Source organism: Flavihumibacter rivuli (assembly GCF_018595685.2).
In the GTDB taxonomy this organism is placed as follows: domain Bacteria; phylum Bacteroidota; class Bacteroidia; order Chitinophagales; family Chitinophagaceae; genus Flavihumibacter; species Flavihumibacter rivuli.
Genome location: NZ_CP092334.1, coordinates 3,505,972 through 3,528,499, shown reverse-complemented (window position 1 = coordinate 3,528,499; position 22,528 = coordinate 3,505,972). Strand labels below are relative to the sequence as shown.

The following is a 22,528-nucleotide window of genomic DNA, read 5'->3' as shown; positions in this document are numbered from 1 at the left end:
ATGCCCGGAGATTCGCTTTACCTCAATACCAAGGCCAGACAACAACACACCTACGACGCTATTGTAGTGGGCTCAGGCATCAGTGGCGGCTGGGCCGCTAAGGAACTTGCCGAGAAGGGACTGAAGGTGCTGATGCTGGAAAGGGGACGTCCGGTAGAACATCCCAACTACCCGACGGCCAATAAGGACCCATGGGAGTTCCCGCATCGCGGCAGGCTCACCAGGGCCGACAAGGAAAAATATTATGTGCAGTCGAGGCATTATTCCATCGCGGAAGACAACAAGCATTTCTATATCAACGACCAGGAAAATCCCTACACCGAAACAAAAAGGTTTGACTGGATCAGGGGTGATGTTGTCGGGGGCAGGTCATTGCTCTGGGCAAGGGCCTGTTACCGCTGGAGCGATCTTGATTTCGAAGCCAACCTGAAAGATGGCCATGGGGTGGATTGGCCGATCCGCTATAAGGACCTGGCTCCCTGGTATGATTATGTAGAATCATTCATTGGCGTGAACGGGAATCGCGACGGCATCGCTGTAGTGCCGGATGGAGAATTCCTGCCGCCTTTTGAAATGAATTTGGTGGAAAAGCATTTCCGCGACCAGGTCGCAGCCAAATATGCCGACCGCAGGGTGATCATCGGCAGGAGTGCCAATCTCACCCAACCGGTAAAGGGAAGGGGGCAATGCCAGGCCAGGAACCTTTGTCACCGTGGCTGCCCCTTTGGTGCTTATTTCAGCACCAATGCCAGCACCTTACCTGCAGCGCACGCCACCGGCAACCTGGAATTGAAACCCCATTCCTTGGTGAACCGTGTATTATATGACGAGCAGCAACAGCGGGCCATAGGGGTCGAAGTGATCGATACCGAAACAAGGCAGGTGAGGGAATATTATGCCCGGATCATTTTCATCAATGCTGCCACGGTAGCTACTACAGCCATCCTGCTGAACTCTACTTCCCGTCGATTCCCCAACGGCATGGGCAATGGCAGTGACCAATTGGGCCGCAACCTCATGGACCATCACAAAGGCCTCTCCATTGTAGCAGATGTGGAAGGATTCGAGGACAGCTATTATTCAGGAAGAAGGCCTACCAATATTTATGTTCCCCGCTTCGCCAATGTCAATGAGCAAAACGGGAAATTCTTACGCGGCTATCATTTTGGCGGCGGGGCATCCCGTCCACAGAACAGCCTGCCCGAAGGAATAGGGGATGCTTTCAAGGAAGCCCTTACCGTTCCCGGCCCCTGGAGGATCAGCCTTTATGCTTTCGGTGAATGCTTACCCTATGCCGACAACCGCATTACCCTTGACCACAACAACAAGGACCAATGGGGAAGGCCCATGATCGCTATCGATTGCTCCTTCAGGGAGAATGAAAAGAAGATGCATGCGGACATTGCAGTGGAAGGAAAGGCCATGCTCGAAGCAGCAGGATACAAGAACGTAAAGGTCAATGGCAGTATATCCTTTCCCGGCAATGCCAACCATGAAATGGGTACGGCCAGGATGGGCCGCGATCCCAAAACATCGGTGCTCAATGCCTTTAACCAGCTGCATGAAGTACCCAATGTATTTGTTACGGATGGCAGCTGCATGACATCAGGCTCTTGTGTCAATCCTTCCATCACCTATATGGCATTAACGGCAAGGGCCTGTGATCACGCGATGAAGGAACTGAAGAAAGGGAATCTTTGATTGCCCGAGGTTACTTGATAAGAAACTTACCTGCAATGCTTCCTGCAGCAAGGCATGCTAGCGGAAAAGATTGGACGAAATTATCAAGTTTCCCTCCATTCATGGACTGCTATCAACATTTCAACAGCCATTACTGCCAATTGGACAAAACCGAACTCCATAACCTTTGCCCCTGCAGTAGCTTGCCGGAAAAAAGATGAGACTTTTCTACAACCTTTTCCTTTTCAGCTTACTAGTAATTAGTTCTTTAACCACTGTTGCCCAGGAATCCGACCGATCCTTTGGCCGCCGGATCGGCATTATCGGTGGTTATAATTTTGTCGGCATTACCAAGGCTGACCAACTGAATACCAGCAATACCAATGGTTTCCTGGTGGGCGGTTTCCTTGCCCCCGGTGGCAGGGGCTCAATTGGTTACCGTACGGAAGTATTGTTCTCCCGCCAGGGGTATAATTACACATCCGGTGCAACGGATGGCAAGGTTCAACTGGATTACCTTATCCTTCCCCAATTCATGAATATCAGGATCACCAAATTCCTTAACCTGCAGGTGGGTACCCAGGTGAACTTCCTGCTCAGCAGCAAGGCAAATGATTCAACGAAAACCACTGGTGTAGATGGCGTGGTCAATAAAGTAAACGAATACTACAACAAGTACGGGATCTCCATGGCTGGCGGTGTGGAGGTGTACCCATTCAAGGGGCTGATCATCGGTGGAAGGTTCACTGCGAACATCACCCCGATCAATGCATCTTCCTTTACCGGCACGATCCCTGACTTCATCCCTTCCTCAGAAAAGCTGAAAAACAACCTGGTACAGCTTTACGCCGGTTACAGGTTCTAAACTTACCATCAAGAACACCCAATTTCCCGGCATGATGGGTCTTCCTGACCCACACTGAGACCAACCCTCAGGAAGGTATCCTATTCATTAAACTGCAATGACACCAATGCAAACAAAGCAACTATTAAACCTTGTCCTTTCCTTCTCCCTGCTCGTAATGACTCTTGGCAGTTGTTCAAAAGACAATGGCACAGCAACAGAGCAACCCGTTCCCCACCAGCCCGCACCCAAACCTGTTGGTATGCCATCCGGCGCTTTACAAACCTTTACCATTGGTGCCGGAGGCGGACAATTCGGCTCAACGGACGGCAGGATTACTGTAATTATTCCGGCGGGTGCGGTAGCCCAGAACACGAGTTTCCAGTTACAGCCCATCAACAGCACCTGTGATGCTGGTGTTGGCAATGGCTACAGGCTGCTGCCACATGGACAACAATTCAATAAGCCAGTCACCATCAGGTTTCACTACGAATCACTCACTGATTCCATTGCTGCTGAAGATGCGTTGGCTGTGGCTTACCAGGACCAGCAGGGAGTTTGGCAGATGATCCAAAAGCCGGTCATTGATAAAGCAAACAAAAAGCTATCTGTAACCACTGATCATTTTAGTGACTGGATCCTGATCACCTGGCTCAAGATAAACCCTGGTACTGCCGTGCTGGGAGCCAATGAAAGCAAGACCCTCCAGGTGGTCAACTTCCACCCCTATGCCGATGACCTGCTGGCTCCCCTTTCCCCGTCAGACAATACCACACTTCCATTAGGCGCGGGGGTTCCTGTACCGGCTAACTTAATCAAAAAATGGACACTTAACGGCAAAGGCAATCTCACTAACCAAGGCAGTAAAACCACCTACAAAGCACCGGCATCCATTACCAATAATGGCGGAGCGACAGTTGTTGCGGAGATCGCCAGCAATCAACACCAATTGTTGCTACTGGCCCATATCAAATTCCTGCAAGATGGCGTCACCTTCAGTATCGATGGCGGGGAATGGAAAACCTGGCCAGGCAATGTTGCCCGGATAAGTGAATCATTGTGCATGATCGCGGGCGTTTCCGGCGATACGGCACTCTCCATTGGCTGGCCGGGAGGAGCAGGTAGTTTTAATTGGCGTGCAGATGCGGAAGAACAGAATACTGAATTGACCCTGGCCAATATCCCCTTTAACTATAATTTCAATTCCTATTATGAAGACGCGAACGAACAGATCCAAAATAGTGGTGGTTCAGTGACGATCGATAAATGGGTAAATATCGGCGAATGGATTACCGGCAGTTTCTATTGTTCCCCAGCCGCCACCTTTTCCCCAACAACAGGCAAACAGATCAAGACCTCTACTATTGAAGGCAAATTCAGGTTAAGAAGGACCAATTGATCCCTATATCCCATCGTGATAATGACTAATATAATCCAGGAGAGGCATTAGCATAAAAATGGCACAAAAAGCCCGGTCGTTTTGAGCGTCCGGGCTTTTTAAATTTTGGCAACCATGCTATACCCGGCAATGCCAAGGGCTATTTGCTGCACTATAGCCACTGATCAGGAGCCAGATGCCTTTAAATTGCTTTAATTTGCTATAGTCCAAATCAAGGTGCGCGGATTAAATTGTAAGGACAACCTTCAAAATGCCAACAAACTTTTAAACAGATCGTTCCTGATGTCAAAACAAAAAAAGCTGTTGTTAGCCTGGCTCTTGTTGGTACAGTCAATCACATTCGCACAATACTCCCTTATCACCCTTTCCGGACTTGTCAGGGATAAGTCTTCCAAAACAAACCTACCCTATGTGAATGTGTTACTAAAAACCAGCAAGGACAGTATATTTATTACAGGAACCATTACCAATGATAAGGGGAGGTTTTCCTTTCCAAATATCCAACCTGGCAAATACCTTTTAGAATTCTCTTATAGCGGTTACAGCACCATCCTGCAACCGGTCTTCATTGGTAATCTGTCCCCATACCTCGACCTTGCAGCTATTGAACTCGAACCCGTCAGGCTGTTGCTGGGTGAAGTAGTAGTGACCGGAAAGCAGGAAGGAGTAGCTGCCAGAATGGACAAGAAGACATTTACCCTGGACAATAATATTACCCAGGGAGGCGGCTCTGTACTTCAGGCCATGCAAAACTTACCAGGGGTAACGGTGCAGGAAGGCAAGGTGCAATTAAGGGGTAGTGACAAAGTAGCTGTATTGGTGGATGGAAAGCAAACTGCGCTCACAGGATTCGACAACCAAGCCAGTCTTGACAATATTCCCGCATCAGCCATAGAGCGAATCGAGATCATCAATAACCCTTCGGCAAAATATGACGCTAACGGAAATGCAGGGATCATCAATATTATTTTCAGGAAAAACAAGAAGGAAGGATTCAACGGGAGGGCAGGAATAGCACTGGGTCTCGGCGCATTATGGGAAAAGCAGGAAAACCTTCCTGGCATCAGGCCGCAATTTCAGGGAACCCCAAAGGTCAACCCTTCACTTGCCCTGAACAACCGAAAGAAAAATATCAATACCTTTTTCCAGGGTGACCTGTTCTACAACCCGACACTGAACAAGAACGAATTTGTAACCCGTACCTACGAAAATGGTGACACTATCCTCCAACAAACCAAACGGAACAGGGAAACCACCATCAGCACGGTCAAAGCAGGAATGGACTGGACCATCAATAACAACAACCAGCTTTCTTTTTCCGGACTCTTCAGCAGTGAAAAAATCATTGATAACGGCGATGAGCCATTTTACAACAAGGACCTGACTGAATTAAAGCGACTCTGGCAATTCCTGGAAGATGAGGTCAAAACGACTGTTACTGCTGCAACCGCTTACCAGCATAAGTTCAGTCAACCAGGGCATCTGTTGAACATCGGACTCAACTATACCTTCCACCGGGAAGATGAGAAATACTTCTTTACCAATCAAATGCCCGATTACACAGGTTATGATGCATTTAAATTGCTGTCCGATGAACATGTTACGGATTTCAGCCTGGATTATACCCGTCCGCTGAAGCATGGCAGGCTGGAAACAGGGATCAAATACAGGTGGCGAAATATCCCTACTGAAATGATCTTTTATCCCGGGCTTAACTCCCCAATTGACAGCACTGCCGGCGGATGGGCAGTTTACAAAGAACATATCCCCGCGCTATACGGCAATTATGTATTTGAAAATGACCGTTATGAACTGGAGGCGGGGCTACGGATGGAATATGTTAGCGTCAACTACGATGTCGACCCCAATCACAATACCTATAAAAGCGATGGCTATTCCTACACCAAACCCTTCCCCAATCTTCGATTGGCCTATAAGTTCAATGAACGCAACAAACTGAGTTTTTTCTTTAATCGCAGGGTAGACAGGCCCGCAGAGCTCGATATCAGGGTATTTCCCAAATATGATGATGCCGAGATCATAAAGGTTGGTAACCCTGCACTACAACCACAATACACCAACACCTACGAATTGGGCTATAAAACGGGCTGGTCAGGAGGATCGCTTTATTCGGCCCTCTACCACAAGGCATCAGAAGGAACCATCACCAGGATCGGCAGTATTCAACCAGGCAGTACGATCATTTACAACATCATGCAGAATGCAGGAAAAAGCAGGGCGACAGGCGTGGAAATGCTATTATCAGGAGATGTTTCCAAAAGCTTTTCCTTTAACCTCAACCTTAATCTTTACCGAAACCAGATCGACTCATTCACGGTTGAAAACCTCTACCCTTCACCAAATACTTTCAGCGCACCTACTAGCAGGATCAACTCAGGGAACATCAAGTTGAATGCCTTCATTCACCTCCCCAAACAGCTTGACCTGCAGCTAACCGCGATCTACCTGGCGCCAGATATTATTCCCCAGGGCAGGATCGACGGACGCTTTACCCTGGATGCAGGCATCAAAAAACAAATCCAGAAAGGCAAAGGGGAACTTTACCTGAATGCGACGGACCTGTTCAATACCATGGTAATAAGGAAAGAGATCAAAGGGGATGGATTTAGTTATACCAGCAGTGATTATTATGAAACCCAGGTGATCAGGCTGGGCTATCATTTCAAGTTCTGAACCCGGTTTTCATAAGCCTTTTCATCAACCTTGCTGCATTCATTTCTTCCCGGCGGACCACAGCAGTAACAATCGCAGGAAACAAAGGGATTCCTATACTTCTTTACCCATCCTGCCACAGACCTCAGGTGCCATTCACCCTGGTAGTATTACAGTCATCACCAGACCGGGCTAGAGTAAAGGCCAGTTCAAACAACTGCCCCTTAATAATCCGGGACCTTCCCTCCGCACTTAAATCAACATAAACAGCAATTGGATACCCGGGCCGGATGGACGGACAATTTTCAAATCTAGCTTTGGGTAAAATCTTTTCCTGTCGGACGGCTATATCTGTCTGACCCAAACAAAATAACCATACCGTGGCAAGCATATTTTCATTCCCCAACCATTGCCTGAAGGAAATGATGTTGATGGCAAGCCTCCTGCTGGGCGGCATCGCTTCTGCACAACATGATGAGGTAGCGAGGGCAGAACAGGCTTTTGCCAATAAGGCCATCGAGCAAGGAATGAAAAGGGCCTTCCTGGAAAACCTTCACCCCAAAGGGGTCATCTTTGATGAAGGCAGGATCCTGAACGGCATCAGCATTTGGGAGAAGACACCCGAAAGCAATGCCAAACTCTATTGGAAACCCTGGTACACCGGCCTATCCAAATCCGGCGACCTGGGATTTTCAACTGGACCCTATGAGATCAGGATCCCCGGGAGGGATAGCGCTGTTGCTGCCGGGAGTTATAATTCCATCTGGGTAAGGGATGGGGAAAAGGAATGGAAAGTGATGGTGGACCTGGGCATAAGATATTCACCTTCCTTGTTTGGCACCAGCCTGGAAAACAAGGATTGGCCAAAAGGCCCCTTACTTACCGGCAAGACAGGCCAGCATGATGGTTGGCAGGAAGCGGAAAAAGCATTCCTGGATGCTTATGTGTCACAGGGCAGTAAGGGGATCGGGCAATTTATTGGCCAACAGACCTGGTTCTGCATAGATGGTCGCCATCCGGCCTTGGGGGCTGAACAATCAAGGGCCGTTCTCCCAACCATTCCTGATCAACTGGATTTTGAACCGGTAGATGGAGGCATGGCCCAGGCTGGTGACCTCTGCTACGTTTATGGTAATGTCCACTATAATGGCAGGACCAATAATTTCCTGAAGGTCTGGCAATACGGGGATAAAGGCTGGGTCCTGGTCTTATTGGTCCTGCAATGGTAGGGCTTAACCAAACCCTGAATATTCACCACTAAAATGTAACTTGATACCAGTCTCTAACACCCTCCTCATGAATGAAAGAAAGATCAGGACCTGGCTACCATTGATACTGCTGGTTTTTATCCTGCTTTTCTTTTATGGCATCTATATCCGGGACCTCAAGTCAGGTATCCAGATCATTGCATTGAGTTTTTTCTATTCCCTCGCTTCCTGCGAAACGGCCCGTTGGCTGGCCCTGACCTCACGCCTGAAACACCCGGGGCTTGCCCTGACCCGGAAAAGGCTCAGGTATATGGCACTGATCAGCATTCCTTTCCTGGTACTTGTACCCATGCTTGATGAAGCAGTCACTTTCCTGGTAGGGTTCTTCACTGTTGACAACCTCAAATGGGGGCTCCTGTTCCGGGATTACCTTACCATGGTGGGCTTGAACCTGCTTTGCACGGTAATAGTGGTTGCCGTGTATGAGGGTATCTACTATATTGAGAACTGGAAAAAATTATATGATGAATCGGAACAGCTGAAAAAGATCACGCTCAACAGCCAGTTCCAATTCCTGAAAGAACAGATCAAACCACATTTCCTGTTCAATAGCCTCAATACCCTTACCTCCCTGATCGGCACAGATCCGGAAAGGGCTGAACAATTCGCAGTGGAAATGTCTTCCGTATATCGTTACCTGCTTACCAACCAGGATAAGGAACTCTCAACGGTGAAGGAAGAACTGGATTTCCTTCATTCCTATATACATTTATTGAAGACCAGGTTTGCAGACTCCCTGCAAGTAAACATCAGGATCCCGGAAAGGGAATACCAAATGCTGATCCCTCCCTTGGTATTGCAATTGCTGGTAGAGAATGCCGTCAAGCATAATATCGTTTCCAGGGACAGACCCCTTTTTGTTTCCATTGAAACAGACGGGGAACACAGCCTGATCGTGACCAATAATATCCAGCGAAAGGCCAACCCGGAACCTTCGGAAAAGACCGGGTTGAACAACCTTATTACCCGTTACCAGTTATTGAAGATGGACAACCAACTCTCCATCACCGATAATGACCAGATCTTTAAAGTGGTGTTGCCTTTGATTGAAAGCAGTATTTACCAATCACTGGGGCTTCCCAAAAAGGACCCGGCTAATTTCCCAAACCAAGCATCATGAAACCTTTGAATATTGTAATCGTTGAAGATGAAGCGCCGGCCGCAGAGCGCCTGATCAAAATGCTGAAGGAATATGACCCGGCCATGCAGGTACAGGCCAGGCTGGATACAGTTCAATCGGCAGTGGACTGGTTCTCGCAACATGGGTCTCCCGACCTGGTATTCCTGGATATTGAACTGGGGGATGGAAGGAGTTTTGAGATCTTCTCCCGTATCCAAATCAACAGTTATATCATTTTTGTAACCGCATTCAATGAATATGCCATCCAGGCATTCAAGTATAACAGTGTCGACTACCTGCTCAAACCCCTGAAGAAGAACGAACTGCATTACGCCCTGGACAAGTTCAGGAACATGTCGGGGGCCAGCCAGCCAACAGTTGACCTGGCCGCCTTACTGGACAACCTGCAACCCAAGGGGAACAAGGTGTACAAGAACCGCTTCCTGGTAAAGAAAGGGACAAGGTACTTCTCTATAGAAGCCAAAGAAGTGGCGCATGTGTATACCAGGGATAGGGTTCATTTTATCAAGACCAAGGATGGGACAGACTATATCATCGACAACAACCTCGATGAACTGGAAGAGCAATTGTCACCTGACCATTTCTTTCGGGTCAACCGGCAGTTTATCGTCAACTACGATACCATCCAGGAAGTGCATGCCTGGTTTGATGGCAAGCTCAAGATCATGGTCAAACCCACCCCTTTTGAGGATATCGTGATCAGTAGGTTAAAGGCGGGCGATTTCAAGGAATGGCTGAATAAATAATAAGGCTGGCACATATTGAATCTATTTGCCATTCTAATTCCCCATTCATCCATTAATCTTCAGGAACCCAACCAGGAAACCTCAATAATCAATCGACGGGCGGAATAAATCCCTATTTTAGATTCCGCTTTGAAAAAGGCCATAACCATAATTGTACTGCTAACCATGCTGGTGGAGGTCACCGGCTATAAGCTGTTTTTCTCCTTCTGGCACTGGCAGGTCAAAAGATCGGTAAAGCAAAGCCTTCGCAATCCACGCAACCATCGCAACGCCGAATACCTGGTCTTTGAGGAACAGGAATGGCTTGGCCTGGAAAAGCACAAGGACGAGTTCTCCTACAGGAACAGCATGTATGATGTGCTGGAAATGAAAAGGGAGAACGGCAAGGTCATTGTGAAATGTATCAACGATAAAAAGGAAAATGAACTGATCGCCCGCACAAAAGCGTTCAACTCGGATTTCTTTGCCAAGGGTGGAAAGAAGAAGGCTGTACAATTGCTGAATGCGATCAGTGCGCCCTTCCTTTTACCGGAAACCATCAGTATTCCACCATACTTCGTTCACATCAACACCTTCTTCTTCAACGACTGCTGGGAGCCCGGTCCCACGCTTGATATCCCCACCCCACCTCCCCTGTTCGGGTGACCCTTCCCATTTTTAATACTATCATTCCAACAATCAAAACATGTATTCCGGCAGGAAGGGAATCCACCTGCCCATAACTATTCCATCCAGTTAACACAGTATATGAGAACATTATTTAGTGCCTTGCTGGCGCTGGGGACAAGCATTGCCTTTGCCCAGGAACAGCAGGGAAAAGTATTTGACATACAAAGCCAGCAACCGCTCTCAGGTGCTACCATCAGGATGCAGGGAAGCAAGGCCAGGACAAGCGACAAGAACGGGTCCTTCAACTTTAACTGCGGTACTGCCAAGAGCCTTACCGTATCCTTTGTCGGCTATGAAACCATTACCGTTACGATAAAGGATTGTAATACGCCATTAGCCATCGGGATGACACCCAGAAGCCAGCAGCTCGACGAAGTGGAGATCTCCGCAATTTCCAACCAGAACAGGCAATTGCTTTACCAGCCTGTTTCATTGACCAAATTGTCCGAAACGGAACTGAAACGTTCAGTGGGCCTCTACCTCGATGATGCCATCAACACCAATGTCCCAGGGGTAACCATGAACAGGAGAACGGTATCAGCAGGCCAGCAATTCAATATCAGGGGTTACGGCAATGGTGCCAGGGGAACCAGGGGCATCAGCAGCAATTTCGATGGCCAGGGTTATAAAGTATACCTGAATGGCATCCCCCTTACCGATGCCGAGGGCATTACCGTGATGGATGATATTGACTTCAGTTCTATTGGTAATGTGGAAGTCACCAAAGGACCGGCAGGAACCCTATATGGATTGGCCATCGCCGGTGCCGTGAACCTGAATACTATCAAACCGGGTAAAGGCAGCAGCCTGAGCCAGGAACTCATGTTTGGCAACTATGGCCTTCGCCGTTACACTACGCAGTTCCAGTCGGGCAGCGACCGTTCTTCTATCCTGCTGAACTACGGCAACCAGCAATCCGATGGCTATAGTATCCATAACAAGTCCAGCAAGGACTTCGTGAACTTTGCAGGTAATTTCCAGCCCAATGAGAAACAAAGCATCAATGCCTTTGTGGGTTATGCCAACAGCTACGATGAAAGGTTTGGGGAACTGACCATTGACCAATGGAACAATGGGGATTATTCCGGCAACCCTGAATACATCAAGCGTGACGCACACAGCAATGTGATCACCATTCGTGCAGGCATCGGTCATACTTACCAGTTCTCCAAGCAGTTCTCCAACACCACCTCCATCTACGGAACCGGACTGAACAGTAATGCCAGCAGTGCCGGCGGTTGGACGGACAAGACCTCCATCAATTACGGCCTGCGCTCCACCTTTAATACCAGGTTCGCGCTGAACAGCGGTACCAGCCTTAACGGTATTACCGGCGTGGAAGCCCAGCGCCAGGATGCACAGGTCATTGGTTACAATATGAAACAGGATCCCAATGATACGGGCAACAACTGGGTGTATGGCCAAAGTCCCTATTGGGTGATCAACGCCACTACCTCCAATGTGTCCACCATCAGTAAGACCAGTACGGTCTTTACAGAATGGACCCTCGCCCTTCCCAAGGACCTTTCCATTACCGGAGGCATCAGCCTGAGCCAGATGGACCTGGAGTTGAACGATCGCTTCAATGCAGCCTTGCCAACCAGGCCAACCCGTTACCAACGGAATTATAGTGGCATGTTGTCCCCGCACCTGGCCATCAATAAAGTGATCAATAAGAATGTTTCCCTTTATGCGTCCTACAGCAAGGGCTACAAGGCCCCGGTCAGTTCCTACTTCTATATCACCACACCTGCCGTGACCAACCCGGCCACACCACCGACCGGCAGGGTGAATGAAGACCTGAAACCTGAGATCGGCAACCAGTTCGAGATCGGCAGTAAAGGGCAATTAGTGGACAAAAGGCTCCAGTATGAATTCAGCCTGTTCCATGCAGTCTTTGCAGATAAAATGACTGCAGTTGCCGTTCAATCACCCGCATCCCCCAATACTACCCTCTATTCCTATATGGTGAACGGGGGCAAGCAGATCCACAAGGGTCTGGAAGCATCGGTACACTATATGGTATGGCAATCCAAGGAGCAGTTCGTCCGTAGCATCCGTCCATTTGCCAACCTGACCTTTTCGGATTTCAAATATGGCGATGGATTCACCATCCAGAAATCAGTTAGTGTGAAAGAGGATTATAGCAACAAGGAAGTGGCGGCTGTGGCCAGGGTGGTGGCCAACCTGGGCGTTGACCTGCAATTCGGTCATGGCATCTATGCCAACCTGGTGTACAATTACCGCGACAGGATGCCCATCACTTCATTGAATGACTTTTACGCCAGCAGCTATAACCTGCTGAACGGCAAGATCGGTATCCAGCAAATGCTGGGCAGGCATTTTAACGTCCATGCCTATGCGGGAATCAGCAATATGACCAATACCAGGTATTATATCATGGTATTCGCGAACCAATTGCCCGATGCTTATGTGCCGGCAGCGAGGAACGCACTGGTCTTTGGGGGCGTCAACCTGGCTTACCATTTTTAACCACAAGGGCGATGGCAGGTCCATCGCCCCTTTCAACTGTTTACCAATGAAAAAAATACTTGTGATCATTTTGGCCATCGGGACATTGACAGCCTGTGGCCGTTTTGGAAAGAAGGAAAAAGATGGTGCAGGCATGCGGATCGTCAGTCTATCGAAGCACCTTACTGAATTCATCTTTGCCTTGGGTAAAGGGCATGAGCTGGTGGCAGTAGACCTTAGCAGTACCTATCCCGACAGCGCCAAACAATTACCAACCGTGGGCTATCACCGTGCCCTGAACCCGGAAGGCATCATTGCCGCGAACCCCGGATTGGTAGTCCACAGTAATGATATCGGACCTGACAATGTACTGCCACAGATCACCAAAGCCGGTCTAAGCGTCAAAAGCTTTGGTGGGGCGAACACCATCGACAGCACCAGGATGCTGATCCGTGAACTGGGACAGTTCTTCCATGAAGAAAAAATGGCCAACTCACTGGTGGCCAAAATGGATAGCGATTTACAAAAGGCGGAGGCATTCCTTCAATCAAGGGCCATTACAGACACGCCATCAGTAATGATCATTCATTTTGGCCGGGCCATGAATATCTATTTTGTCATGAGTGGCAGGAAAGGTCCTGGCGATAAGATGATCGAGCTGGCGGGCGGGAAAGTGGCAGGATACGATGGCAAGGGGGCACGCCAGTTAAGTGCGGAGGCGGTTGCTGCTGCCGATCCTGATATCATCATAGCAACAGACTATGGCTATGACCAGATGGGCAGCATGGACAAGTTCATCAGTACCGTGCCAGGTGTTGCCCTGACCAAGGCCGGTAAAAACAAACGCATCATCCGTTTTGAGGAGCATGACCTGGTTTACTTTGGTCCAAGGACCGGCGAGAATATCATTCAATTGATCCAGCAGATCCACCCAAATGGCAGCAATGAAAAATAAGCGTCAAGTTATCCCTGCACTTGCCGTGATCCTTGTGGTCACAACAGTGGCAGCCATAGCAGAAGGGGCGGTGCAGATCCCCGTTACAGCAATGGTCTCGGGAATACAGCATTGGTTAAGTGGCGAGGAGCTCATTGGCCTGCAGGAGAATGTCTTCATTGAACTTCGCCTGCCGAGGGTCTTGCTTTGTTGCCTGGTTGGTTCCATCCTGGCCGTCAGCGGTGTGCTGATGCAGGGGCTATTTCGAAATCCCATTGTTGAACCGGGATTGGTTGGCACCAGCTCCGGCGCTGCATGCGGGGCCGCCCTGGTATTTGTGCTCGCAGCAGGGATAGATCCCGGCTTGAAGGCCAACCTGGGTGCATGGCTGGCCCCACTATTTGCATTTGGTGGGGCAATGCTGGCCACCCTTCTGGTGTATACATTGGCCGGTGAAGGAAAAGGCTCATCGGTTGTATCCCTCTTACTCGCAGGCATTGCAGTCAATGCGATCGGCCTGAGTGGAACCGGCTTCCTGGCTTATATAGCCCGTGACCCCCAGGCCAGGAGCATCACCTTCTGGAGCCTGGGAACCTTTTCAGGCGCCAGCTGGTGGCAGGTAGTGATCGTTGGCACTACAGGAATTTCAGGCTGCCTGCTTGCTTTCCGTTATGCCAAACAACTGAATACATTATTGCTGGGCGAGGAAGATGCGAATTACCTTGGCGTTGATACGGTGATGCTTAAGCGAAAGATCATGATCCTGAATACCGCCATGGTAGCCATTGCCACTGCATTCGTTGGCGTGATCAGTTTTGTCGGCCTGATCGTTCCACACATCCTGCGCCTGCTCATGGGTAGTGATAACCGGAAACTGTTGCCAGCTGCAGCATTGGCCGGGGCTATCCTGCTCAACCTGGCCGATATGGCCGCCAGGCTTCTATTGGCGCCAGCAGAGATCCCGATCGGGATCATCACCTCTTTGGTTGGCGCACCAATATTCATCATCCTGCTAAAGAGATCGCAACTGGCGGTCACGAAAGGAGAGCATCATGGTTAAACTGGAACAGGTTGAATACAGCTCAGGAAAAAAAAGGATCATCCAAAAACTGGATGTTTGCCTCGAAGCCGGCAAGCTGCATGTGATCATTGGACCGAATGGCTCCGGCAAATCCACTACACTTAAACTCATAGCCGGTGAGTTGAACCCAACCAGCGGAAAGGTCTTTCTCAATGGCATCGACCTGAAGAACATCGGGAAAGCTGAACTGGCCAGGTTCCGTGCAGTAATGAGCCAACATGCCCAGCTCAGTTTTCCCCTACCTGTTGGCGAGGTAGTAATGATGGGCAGGTACCCCTTCTTTGATATCAGGCCATCCGCCGCTGACGAAAGTATTGTGGAAACGGCCATGCAAAGAACAGGCGTACGGCACCTGGCGGGGCGCGACTACTTAACCCTTTCAGGAGGAGAGAAACAAAGGGTCCAATTTGCCAGGGTCTTGGCCCAGCTGGAATCAGATGGAGAACCCTCCAACAAGTTATTATTGTTGGATGAAGCCGTTGCCAGCCTGGACATTAAATTCCAGCACCAGGTTTTGAAAGAAGCAAAAGCTTTGGTCAACCAAGGGGTCACTGTTGTTTGCATCCTTCATGACCTCAACCTGGGGTTGCAATATGGAGATTCCTTATTGATGATGAAGGAAGGGTCCATGGTGTATCGATTGGATCAACCCCATAACCTTACCCCGGCCATGATCCGCGATGTTTTTGATGTAGAGGCAAGCATCATTCAGCCTCATGCAGCCAACAGGCCGGTAATTGTATATTGATCAATAACATAAATGGAGCCATCAGGAAAAGGATGGCTCCTTAATTTTTTATCTCGGCTCGATCAGGTCCCAGAGGTTCCCGTACAGGTCTTCAAAAACAGATACCTTACCAAAGTCCTCAACGGCCGGCTCCCGGATGAATTTCACGCCCGCGTCGCGATAGCGCTCATAATCACGGTCAAAATCATCGGTATGCAGGAAAAGGAATACGCGCCCACCTGTCTGGCGACCGACAACGCTCTCCTGTTCAGGATTAGCGGCCTTGGCCAATAGCACATTGGCACCTCCGCTCCCCTTTGGCCTAACCACCACCCAGCGCTTGGTGGGACTCATTACAGAATCTTCCACCAGTTCAAAACCAAGTGTATGCACATAAAATTGGATGGCTTCATCGTAATCCCTTACAACAATGGCTATCTGGACAAGTCTTTGGTTCATATCAACTGAATAGTGAGGGCAAAACTAAAGGTTCCGGTCCATCCATGGGAAAAACAGTAGTGTTCACCGCCAACCTATAGCTTTGTAGCCAATCAAAAAAACGCATTATGGGCCAGTCATTGGCATTGGAACAGGTCATCCCTGCAGCGATCATGGAAAGGATACGCCGGTATTCAGCAAGCGCCGAACAAATGCGGCAACTGCACCCGGAACAAGTGGCCATTCTTCACCAGGAGGGCTGGTTGAGAATGATGGTGCCAAAGGCCTACGGAGGATTGGAGCTGGGCTTTCCTGAAGTGATCAGGTTGGAAGAAGCCCTGGCATGGGTGGATGGAAGCATAGGATGGACCGTCACCTTGTGCAGTGGCGCCAATTGGTTCATTGGATTCCTTCCCGATGAAACAGCAAAGGAGTTCTTTGGCGATTCGCATGTTTGTCTCGCCGGCAGCGGTGCACCCACTGGTACGGCCCAAATCACAGGGAATGGGTATATCATTAATGGACGGTGGAAATACGCTACAGGCAGTCCGATCGCTACTGCCTTCACCGCCAACTGCCTGCTGGAGAAAGATGGGCAACCCATACTGGATGCAAATGGACAGCAGGCAATAAGGGCATTTGTATTCAAACAGGAAGAAGTGATCATCAACGATGACTGGTCAACCATTGGCATGATCGCTACTGCCAGTAACAGTTACGAAGTAGAAGAACTGGAAGTTCCTGAAACAAGGAGTTTTGTCATAACACCCGACGCCGCGCGGCTCGATGGACTGATCTTCCGGGTTCCATTTTTGCCATTTGCCACCGCTACCCTCACTGCCAATCTATCGGGAATGGCCATACGATTCCTGGAATTGGCCGGGCAGCTCAATGAAGAGCGGCTCGCCAAAGGCCAGGTAGACGAAGCATTTGGCAGGATGGTGAAGGGATCCATCAGTGAATCCAACCGACAAATCACCGCGTTACGAAAGCTTTGGTACGATCTCATTGAGGATTACTGGAAATTCGGCAACACCTTTGGGATATTCCAGGAAGAACTTTCAGATCTGTTGGCAATAAGCAGCAGGGGACTTGCCAATAGTTCAAGGCATTATGTAGATGAGATCTATCCGCTCCTTGGACTCGCCGCTGCCAACACGGCTACCGAGATCAACCGGGTTTGGCGCAACCTGCATACGGCCAGTCAGCATGCCTTGTTCGCCTCCATTCAAGACCACGATCAGGCACAATAGAAAAAGGACTGCATTTGCAGTCCCTTTTCTACTATTTCAAACTAGTGAATGAATTAATACAGGTAAGAGAGGGCAGTCTTGTCGTTCGCATTGAACGGACGGTTCTGGCCGCTACCGATACAAGCCAGCATCCAGGAGTTTGGATCAGGACCGGCAGGGGTACCTGGGATCAGGATAGCTCCTACAGTGGAAGCACCTTCATTGGCAGTTGAACCACCACAGCTATAACTGCGATCCATGTAGTCGGTATGACGGAAACCAATGCAATGACCGATCTCGTGGGCCAGGATAGTGGCCACTGTACTCTGGGGCTGGCTGCCGATTGCACGGGTGTTAACCAGGACCTGGTTATGGGGATTGCCTTGCGCAGTAGGGAAACCGGCAGAAGCCAGGTACTGGGCATTCCTTGGAGCCTGGGTAATCGCGATATTAGCACCAGAACTTACCCTTTGGAAAGTCAGCTGGAGGTTCTCCGCATTGAAACGGGCAATCGCTTCATCGGTTGCGGCAACATAGGAAGAAGCCAGCCTTGAATCAACACTAATGGTGATCACGCGGGGAAGACCTGTCACCAGGTTAGTGGTGCGGTACTGCTCTGACTGGCCAACACGCAGGATAGCGCCTTGCATGTTGCGGCCAAGGTCATTCCTGGAGATGAAAATATCACCTTCCACAATGTAACCACCATCGGTGGCCTGGATGCCAGTGGTAGTGAAACCCATGGCCTTGATGCCATCCACCACTTCCTGGGTTACAGCATTTGGCTCTTCAGCCACTGTAGCAGCCTTCTTACATGAAGCACCTGCGATAAGCAAAGCCAGCGCTAAGGCTGACAAACGGAATTTGTTTTGCATGTGTGTTAGTTTGTTTGGTGTTTGAAATAGAATACGAATTATTGTTTGGCTTATTAAAATACTATTTTCCCGGTAATTTCAACATTAATGCCGGGTGTTTTTAAAAGATTACCGAAAAACCCCGGTTTGTTTAAGCTTACCGCATGCATCCCGCTTTTACCTAAATTTAGTCCTTTGAAAACTATGCGAATCACCCTGTTCCTTGCCCTTTGCGCCTTCAGTTCAGTGAGTTCCCTGGCCCAGGGACTGACCGATAGGGACAGTTCCCTCTCCTTATTGCGGAGGGGGATAACCGAAAACAAAGTGGGAACAACAATCAGGGAACCATTCAATCCTTCCCAAAAGGCCTACGCCATTCCGGGCCAAACTTTACCGAAAGGCATCCGCGTGTTACGCAGCTTCAACAAGGACTATGTGATTGTGGCCATCCCAACGGAGCAGGAATGGAATTCACTTATCCGGCAGGGCATTCAACCCATTGCGGTCAACGACTATTGGAAACTATCCCCTGAGCTGGCAGAAACTGTCCTTGCAGCAAAGCAGGATGACCAGCAACAATCCTATTTAGTGGAACTGAGTGACCCAAAGGCATTCACTGATCATTACATAGGGAATCGCAACATAAGCTTCAGCAAGGTTTCCGGGCAACACAACATAGCGATCATCCGGACAAGTTTCCATTGGCTGGAAAAGCATATCCTGCAGGACACAATGGTACGCTTCATTGCCCGCCAACGCCAGCCTGTTGTGGAAAGGGAGCTGACCGGTTTCGACCTGAGCGCCAATGCCGTAAATGCCGCCCATCGTCTATGGCCTGACATTGATGGCCGTGGTCTTACCGTATCCATCAAGGAAGAAATAATGGATACGGTCGATATTGATTTCAAAGGCCGTTATAAGTCTTCCCCCGATGCCGCAAAACTGATGCAGGCACATGCCACCACCATGACCACTATTATAGCCGGTGGCGGCAATACCTATTTTACCGGGACAGGGGTGGCCAGGGGCAGCCAGTTCAGCTCCTCCGATTTTGCCAACCTGCTTCCTGATAATGATGCCAACCTAACCGGGACAGGCATTTCGGTCCAGAACCATTCCTATGGCACCGGCATCGAGAACTTCTATGGTGCAGACGCCCGGGCCTATGACCAGCAGGTCAACGCCCTCCCTTACCTGGTCCATGTGTTTTCTGCAGGTAATTCCGGCAGCCTCACCAGCACCAGTGGTCCTTATGCCGGCATTGAAAAAATGGCCAACCTGACCGGGAGTTTCAAGATGGCCAAGAACGTGATCCTGGTGGCCGCAATGGATTCAATTGGTAATATTCCGGCTGCCATTTCCAGGGGTCCGGCCTATGATGGCCGCCTCAAACCCGAACTGGTAGCATTCGGGGAAGATGGTAGTTCCGGTGCAGCTGCCCTGGTATCCGGCTTCTCCCTTCTGATCCAGCAGTCTTACCGCGACAAACATGGCCAATTGCCTTCAGCGGCACTGGTAAAATCCATCCTGGCCAGCACGGCAACGGATATAGGTGCGAGAGGCATCGACTTCGCCTCCGGCTATGGGGCAGTCAATGCTGTCAGGGCGATCGCCCTGGTAAAGAAAGGACAATACCATAATGGCATGATCAATACCGGACAGCAGGATAGCTACCGGTTAACCATACCCGAAAATATCGGTCAAGCGAGGATTGTCCTCTCCTGGCTGGATCCCGCAGCCCTTACCAACAGCAATACGGCGCTGGTCAATGACCTCGACCTGGAGCTGGTCAACGAATTGACCGGGGAAATATGGCAACCCTGGGTGCTCAACAGCACCCCATCGCTTGATGCATTGACCCAATTGGCCACCAGGAAAAGGGATAGCCTGAACAATACGGAAATGATCAGCCTTGATATACCGGCAGCGGGCAATTACCTGGTGAAGATCCGCGCTAACAACCTAGCCACTAACCTGCAGGCCTATGCGCTAAGCTGGCATTTTGATACCCTCAATACTTTCCAGTTCACCTTCCCTGTAAAAGGGGATAACCTCCTTCCCGGCAAACGCAACACCCTCAGGTGGCAATCCGGTTATAATGGAACTGGCCAACTGGAATACCAGCTTAACAATAGTGGCAGTTGGCAGTCGATGGATCCCAATGTTGACCTGTCTACACCTCATTATAAGTGGCAGGCTCCTGACCAGTTTGCCAGCATCACCTTCAGGATGACCATTGGCGCCAACACCTACCATTCTGATACCGTCAGCATCTCCAATAACTTATTGATCAGGACAGGATTCAATTGTGTAGACTCCTTCCTGATTTATTGGCAGAAAGCCCCAACAGCTGTACAGGGCTACAGGTTGTACCGGCTTGGTGATCGCTACCTCGAACCCTTTACCGAACTAACAGATACTGCATTGGTACAATATGCCAGCAACAATCCCTATGAATATTTTACTGTCGCCCCCATATTAGCAAACGGCGTTGAAGCTGAGAAAGCCTACACCTTCAATTACAAAACGCAGCAGACCGGCTGTTATATCAGGAACTTCCTGGCAGATGCAGGTCAACCCAATGAAGCAAGGTTAACACTGGAATTGGGCACCACTTATAGCGTAAAAAAGATCGGCTTTGAGCAACTGACCAAAAATGGCTTTATTGAGTTATCAGCGGTTAGCCCTGTTGTGACCTTCCAAAACATCACTACCACATTTGCTTCAAACGGCTTAAATATTTTCAGGGCCTATGTTGAACTCGAGAATGGCACCAGGCTATATACCCCCAATGAATCCGTATACCAATTCAATGAGAATCCTTACTATGTCTTTCCCAATCCGGTCAACAAAGGACAGTCGCTTAGAGTAATGGTGGAAGACCCGGAAGGAACTTCCTTTGTATTGTATGATATCAATGGCCGCCTCCTCTTCCAGCAGCGCCTGAGCAACACCATCCAATCCATCGACCTATCCAGGTTGCAGGCAGGTATCTATATCTATACCATCATCAAGGACGGACAAAGGCAACTCACCAAAAAACTGGTGATCCAATAAAACGGGAAGGCTAACAGCAAAGACTAACCGAGCTTCTTTAATTCTCGGCGGTATTCGAACTGCAGGTCTTCATGCAGGGAATCAATGACCTTGCTGATCTTCTTCAATTGGGCTTGGTATAGGTTCAATAAGGCCGGGCTCTTTTCAAATTCAATGCCCGAGGCTTTCAATTCCTGGCAATAGTGGATCAGCCATTCCACTTCTGCCTGTTTGGAACCGGTATATCGGCAGTACTTATTGATGGTTCGGAGGATCTTGCGTAAGGTCTTCTTGGCAAAATATAAACTGGACCGGTTGATCCCACCAAAGTCCGCACTGATGGACTCCTTCACCAAACGGATATAGCCCTCTTCATCCTGCGCTTCAAACAAGAGGTAGGTAAGCAGTTCCTTGTTCTCCTTCTTGAACCTGGCCAGCCTTAAACACAATTCCACCAATTCCTGGGCTGGCAATTGCTGCAATTCCTGTTTGATCTCATGTACAGTAGCGGACTTCATTCCCTTTATCGATTTGGATCAAATATCCGCAATAAAAAACCACTAAGGCCAGCTTGTGAAGATTAAAGCGAAGGCCTTAGTGGCAGTAGATCACATGGATCAGAATGTATTCTCATCCGCGCTGGGTCCGTAGCTGCCGGGGATAGGTACGTCCAGCAGTCTCAGGTATACCCCCAATTGGGCGCGATGGTGTACGATCTGGCAATAGGTCATGCGCATCACTTCAGGCCTGGGAGATACGTCATGGATCTTCGCCCCACTGCGAAGGGTCCAGTCGCCTTCCAGCATCCCGTCATTCCCTTCGGCCAGGGCCTTCTTGCCTTCTGCCAGCGATTGCTCGAAAAAGGCCAGTAGTTCCGCACGGGATTTGATAACAGGGAGTTTATGGTCCATCACTTCGAAATCAAGTTCATTGGTATGGAGGATCATCGGCACCCAGGAAGGCAGTTCTGCCAGGTGGGTGGACAGCATACGCAGGTCCATACTCTTGGGATGGGGCTTCCAGTCGAACTTGTCTTCAGGGATCCTTTCCAGCATTTTCCTGGTCGTCACTGACTCCTGCTCCAGCTCACGGAGCAAATTGGCTAAGATTGTCATAGGTTCATGTTTTAATTGAACCACAAAGCAAATACTGGTCACTGACAACCCTATGGCAGTCTGTTTGAGAGGGGTAAAAATTTATTGATAAGGGGTGATGGTTAGGGGCCACGAAGTCACTAAGACTCGAAGGAGCACGAAGACGTCTTCGTGCTCCTTCGTGCCTTTGAGCCTTTGTGGCAAGTACTCCGTAAATCCTATAGTGGACGATGGGGTGAA

The 22,528-nt window shown here is 49.4% G+C and carries 18 protein-coding genes; 14 read left to right on the top strand and 4 right to left on the bottom strand.

What is annotated here, in order from left to right; translation table 11 throughout:
- From KJS94_RS14970 to KJS94_RS14915, 12 genes are all read left to right on the top strand, one after another.
- Positions 1 to 1,701, top strand: coding sequence for a GMC oxidoreductase (locus tag KJS94_RS14970; RefSeq protein WP_214449527.1), 1,701 nt, complete (start codon positions 1 to 3; stop codon positions 1,699 to 1,701).
- 196 nt (positions 1,702 to 1,897) lie between these two features.
- The gene (locus KJS94_RS14965) at positions 1,898 to 2,545 is read left to right on the top strand and encodes an outer membrane beta-barrel protein (protein WP_214449526.1); all 648 of its coding nucleotides are present in this window, start codon (positions 1,898 to 1,900) and stop codon (positions 2,543 to 2,545) included.
- Positions 2,546 to 2,651: 106 nt separating this feature from the next.
- Entirely contained in the window at positions 2,652 to 3,923 is a 1,272-nt protein-coding gene (locus KJS94_RS14960; RefSeq protein ID WP_214449525.1) for a hypothetical protein, read from the top strand.
- Positions 3,924 to 4,205: 282 nt separating this feature from the next.
- Complete coding sequence (locus KJS94_RS14955) at positions 4,206 to 6,617, top strand: TonB-dependent receptor (protein ID WP_214449524.1); 2,412 nt, start codon at positions 4,206 to 4,208, stop codon at positions 6,615 to 6,617.
- Positions 6,618 to 6,976: 359 nt separating this feature from the next.
- Positions 6,977 to 7,825: a hypothetical protein gene (locus KJS94_RS14950; protein WP_214449523.1), complete on the top strand. Its 849-nt coding sequence runs from the start codon at positions 6,977 to 6,979 to the stop codon at positions 7,823 to 7,825.
- Between the two features lie 67 nt (positions 7,826 to 7,892).
- Positions 7,893 to 8,984 carry a sensor histidine kinase gene (locus KJS94_RS14945; RefSeq protein ID WP_214449522.1) on the top strand — a complete coding sequence of 364 codons (1,092 nt, stop codon included), beginning with the start codon at positions 7,893 to 7,895 and terminating at the stop codon, positions 8,982 to 8,984.
- The gene (locus KJS94_RS14940; protein WP_214449521.1) at positions 8,981 to 9,751 is read left to right on the top strand and encodes a LytR/AlgR family response regulator transcription factor; all 771 of its coding nucleotides are present in this window, start codon (positions 8,981 to 8,983) and stop codon (positions 9,749 to 9,751) included. The genes KJS94_RS14945 and KJS94_RS14940 overlap by 4 nt, the downstream gene beginning before the upstream one ends.
- Positions 9,752 to 9,880: 129 nt before the next feature.
- Complete coding sequence (locus KJS94_RS14935; protein WP_214449520.1) at positions 9,881 to 10,396, top strand: hypothetical protein; 516 nt, start codon at positions 9,881 to 9,883, stop codon at positions 10,394 to 10,396.
- Between the two features lie 102 nt (positions 10,397 to 10,498).
- Entirely contained in the window at positions 10,499 to 12,913 is a 2,415-nt protein-coding gene (locus KJS94_RS14930) for a TonB-dependent receptor (RefSeq protein WP_214449519.1), read from the top strand.
- 46 nt (positions 12,914 to 12,959) lie between these two features.
- Complete coding sequence (locus KJS94_RS14925) at positions 12,960 to 13,847, top strand: heme/hemin ABC transporter substrate-binding protein (RefSeq protein ID WP_214449518.1); 888 nt, start codon at positions 12,960 to 12,962, stop codon at positions 13,845 to 13,847.
- Positions 13,837 to 14,886: a FecCD family ABC transporter permease gene (locus tag KJS94_RS14920; RefSeq protein ID WP_214449517.1), complete on the top strand. Its 1,050-nt coding sequence runs from the start codon at positions 13,837 to 13,839 to the stop codon at positions 14,884 to 14,886. Before KJS94_RS14925 ends, KJS94_RS14920 begins: the two co-directional genes overlap by 11 nt.
- Entirely contained in the window at positions 14,879 to 15,655 is a 777-nt protein-coding gene (locus tag KJS94_RS14915) for a heme ABC transporter ATP-binding protein (protein WP_214449516.1), read from the top strand. The genes KJS94_RS14920 and KJS94_RS14915 overlap by 8 nt, the downstream gene beginning before the upstream one ends.
- Before the next feature lie 48 nt (positions 15,656 to 15,703).
- Here the strand turns inward: KJS94_RS14915 and KJS94_RS14910 are convergent, their stop codons facing one another.
- Positions 15,704 to 16,093, bottom strand: a complete 390-nt coding sequence (locus tag KJS94_RS14910; RefSeq protein WP_214449515.1) for a VOC family protein — start codon at positions 16,091 to 16,093, stop codon at positions 15,704 to 15,706.
- Positions 16,094 to 16,200: 107 nt separating this feature from the next.
- Between KJS94_RS14910 and KJS94_RS14905 the strand changes: the two genes are divergently transcribed.
- Positions 16,201 to 17,325, top strand: coding sequence for an acyl-CoA dehydrogenase family protein (locus tag KJS94_RS14905; protein WP_214449514.1), 1,125 nt, complete (start codon positions 16,201 to 16,203; stop codon positions 17,323 to 17,325).
- A 53-nt stretch (positions 17,326 to 17,378) separates the two neighbouring features.
- Here the strand turns inward: KJS94_RS14905 and KJS94_RS14900 are convergent, their stop codons facing one another.
- Positions 17,379 to 18,179, bottom strand: coding sequence for a M57 family metalloprotease (locus KJS94_RS14900; RefSeq protein ID WP_214449513.1), 801 nt, complete (start codon positions 18,177 to 18,179; stop codon positions 17,379 to 17,381).
- 183 nt (positions 18,180 to 18,362) lie between these two features.
- Here KJS94_RS14900 and KJS94_RS14895 point away from each other — a divergent pair, with 183 nt between their 5' ends.
- Complete coding sequence (locus KJS94_RS14895; protein WP_239804371.1) at positions 18,363 to 21,215, top strand: S8 family peptidase; 2,853 nt, start codon at positions 18,363 to 18,365, stop codon at positions 21,213 to 21,215.
- Between the two features lie 23 nt (positions 21,216 to 21,238).
- On the opposite strand, the gene KJS94_RS14890 is transcribed toward KJS94_RS14895, so the two are convergent.
- Positions 21,239 to 21,712: a hypothetical protein gene (locus KJS94_RS14890; protein WP_214449511.1), complete on the bottom strand. Its 474-nt coding sequence runs from the start codon at positions 21,710 to 21,712 to the stop codon at positions 21,239 to 21,241.
- A 99-nt stretch (positions 21,713 to 21,811) separates the two neighbouring features.
- Complete coding sequence (locus tag KJS94_RS14885; RefSeq protein ID WP_214449510.1) at positions 21,812 to 22,309, bottom strand: DinB family protein; 498 nt, start codon at positions 22,307 to 22,309, stop codon at positions 21,812 to 21,814.
- Between the last annotated feature and the right edge of the window lie 219 nt (positions 22,310 to 22,528).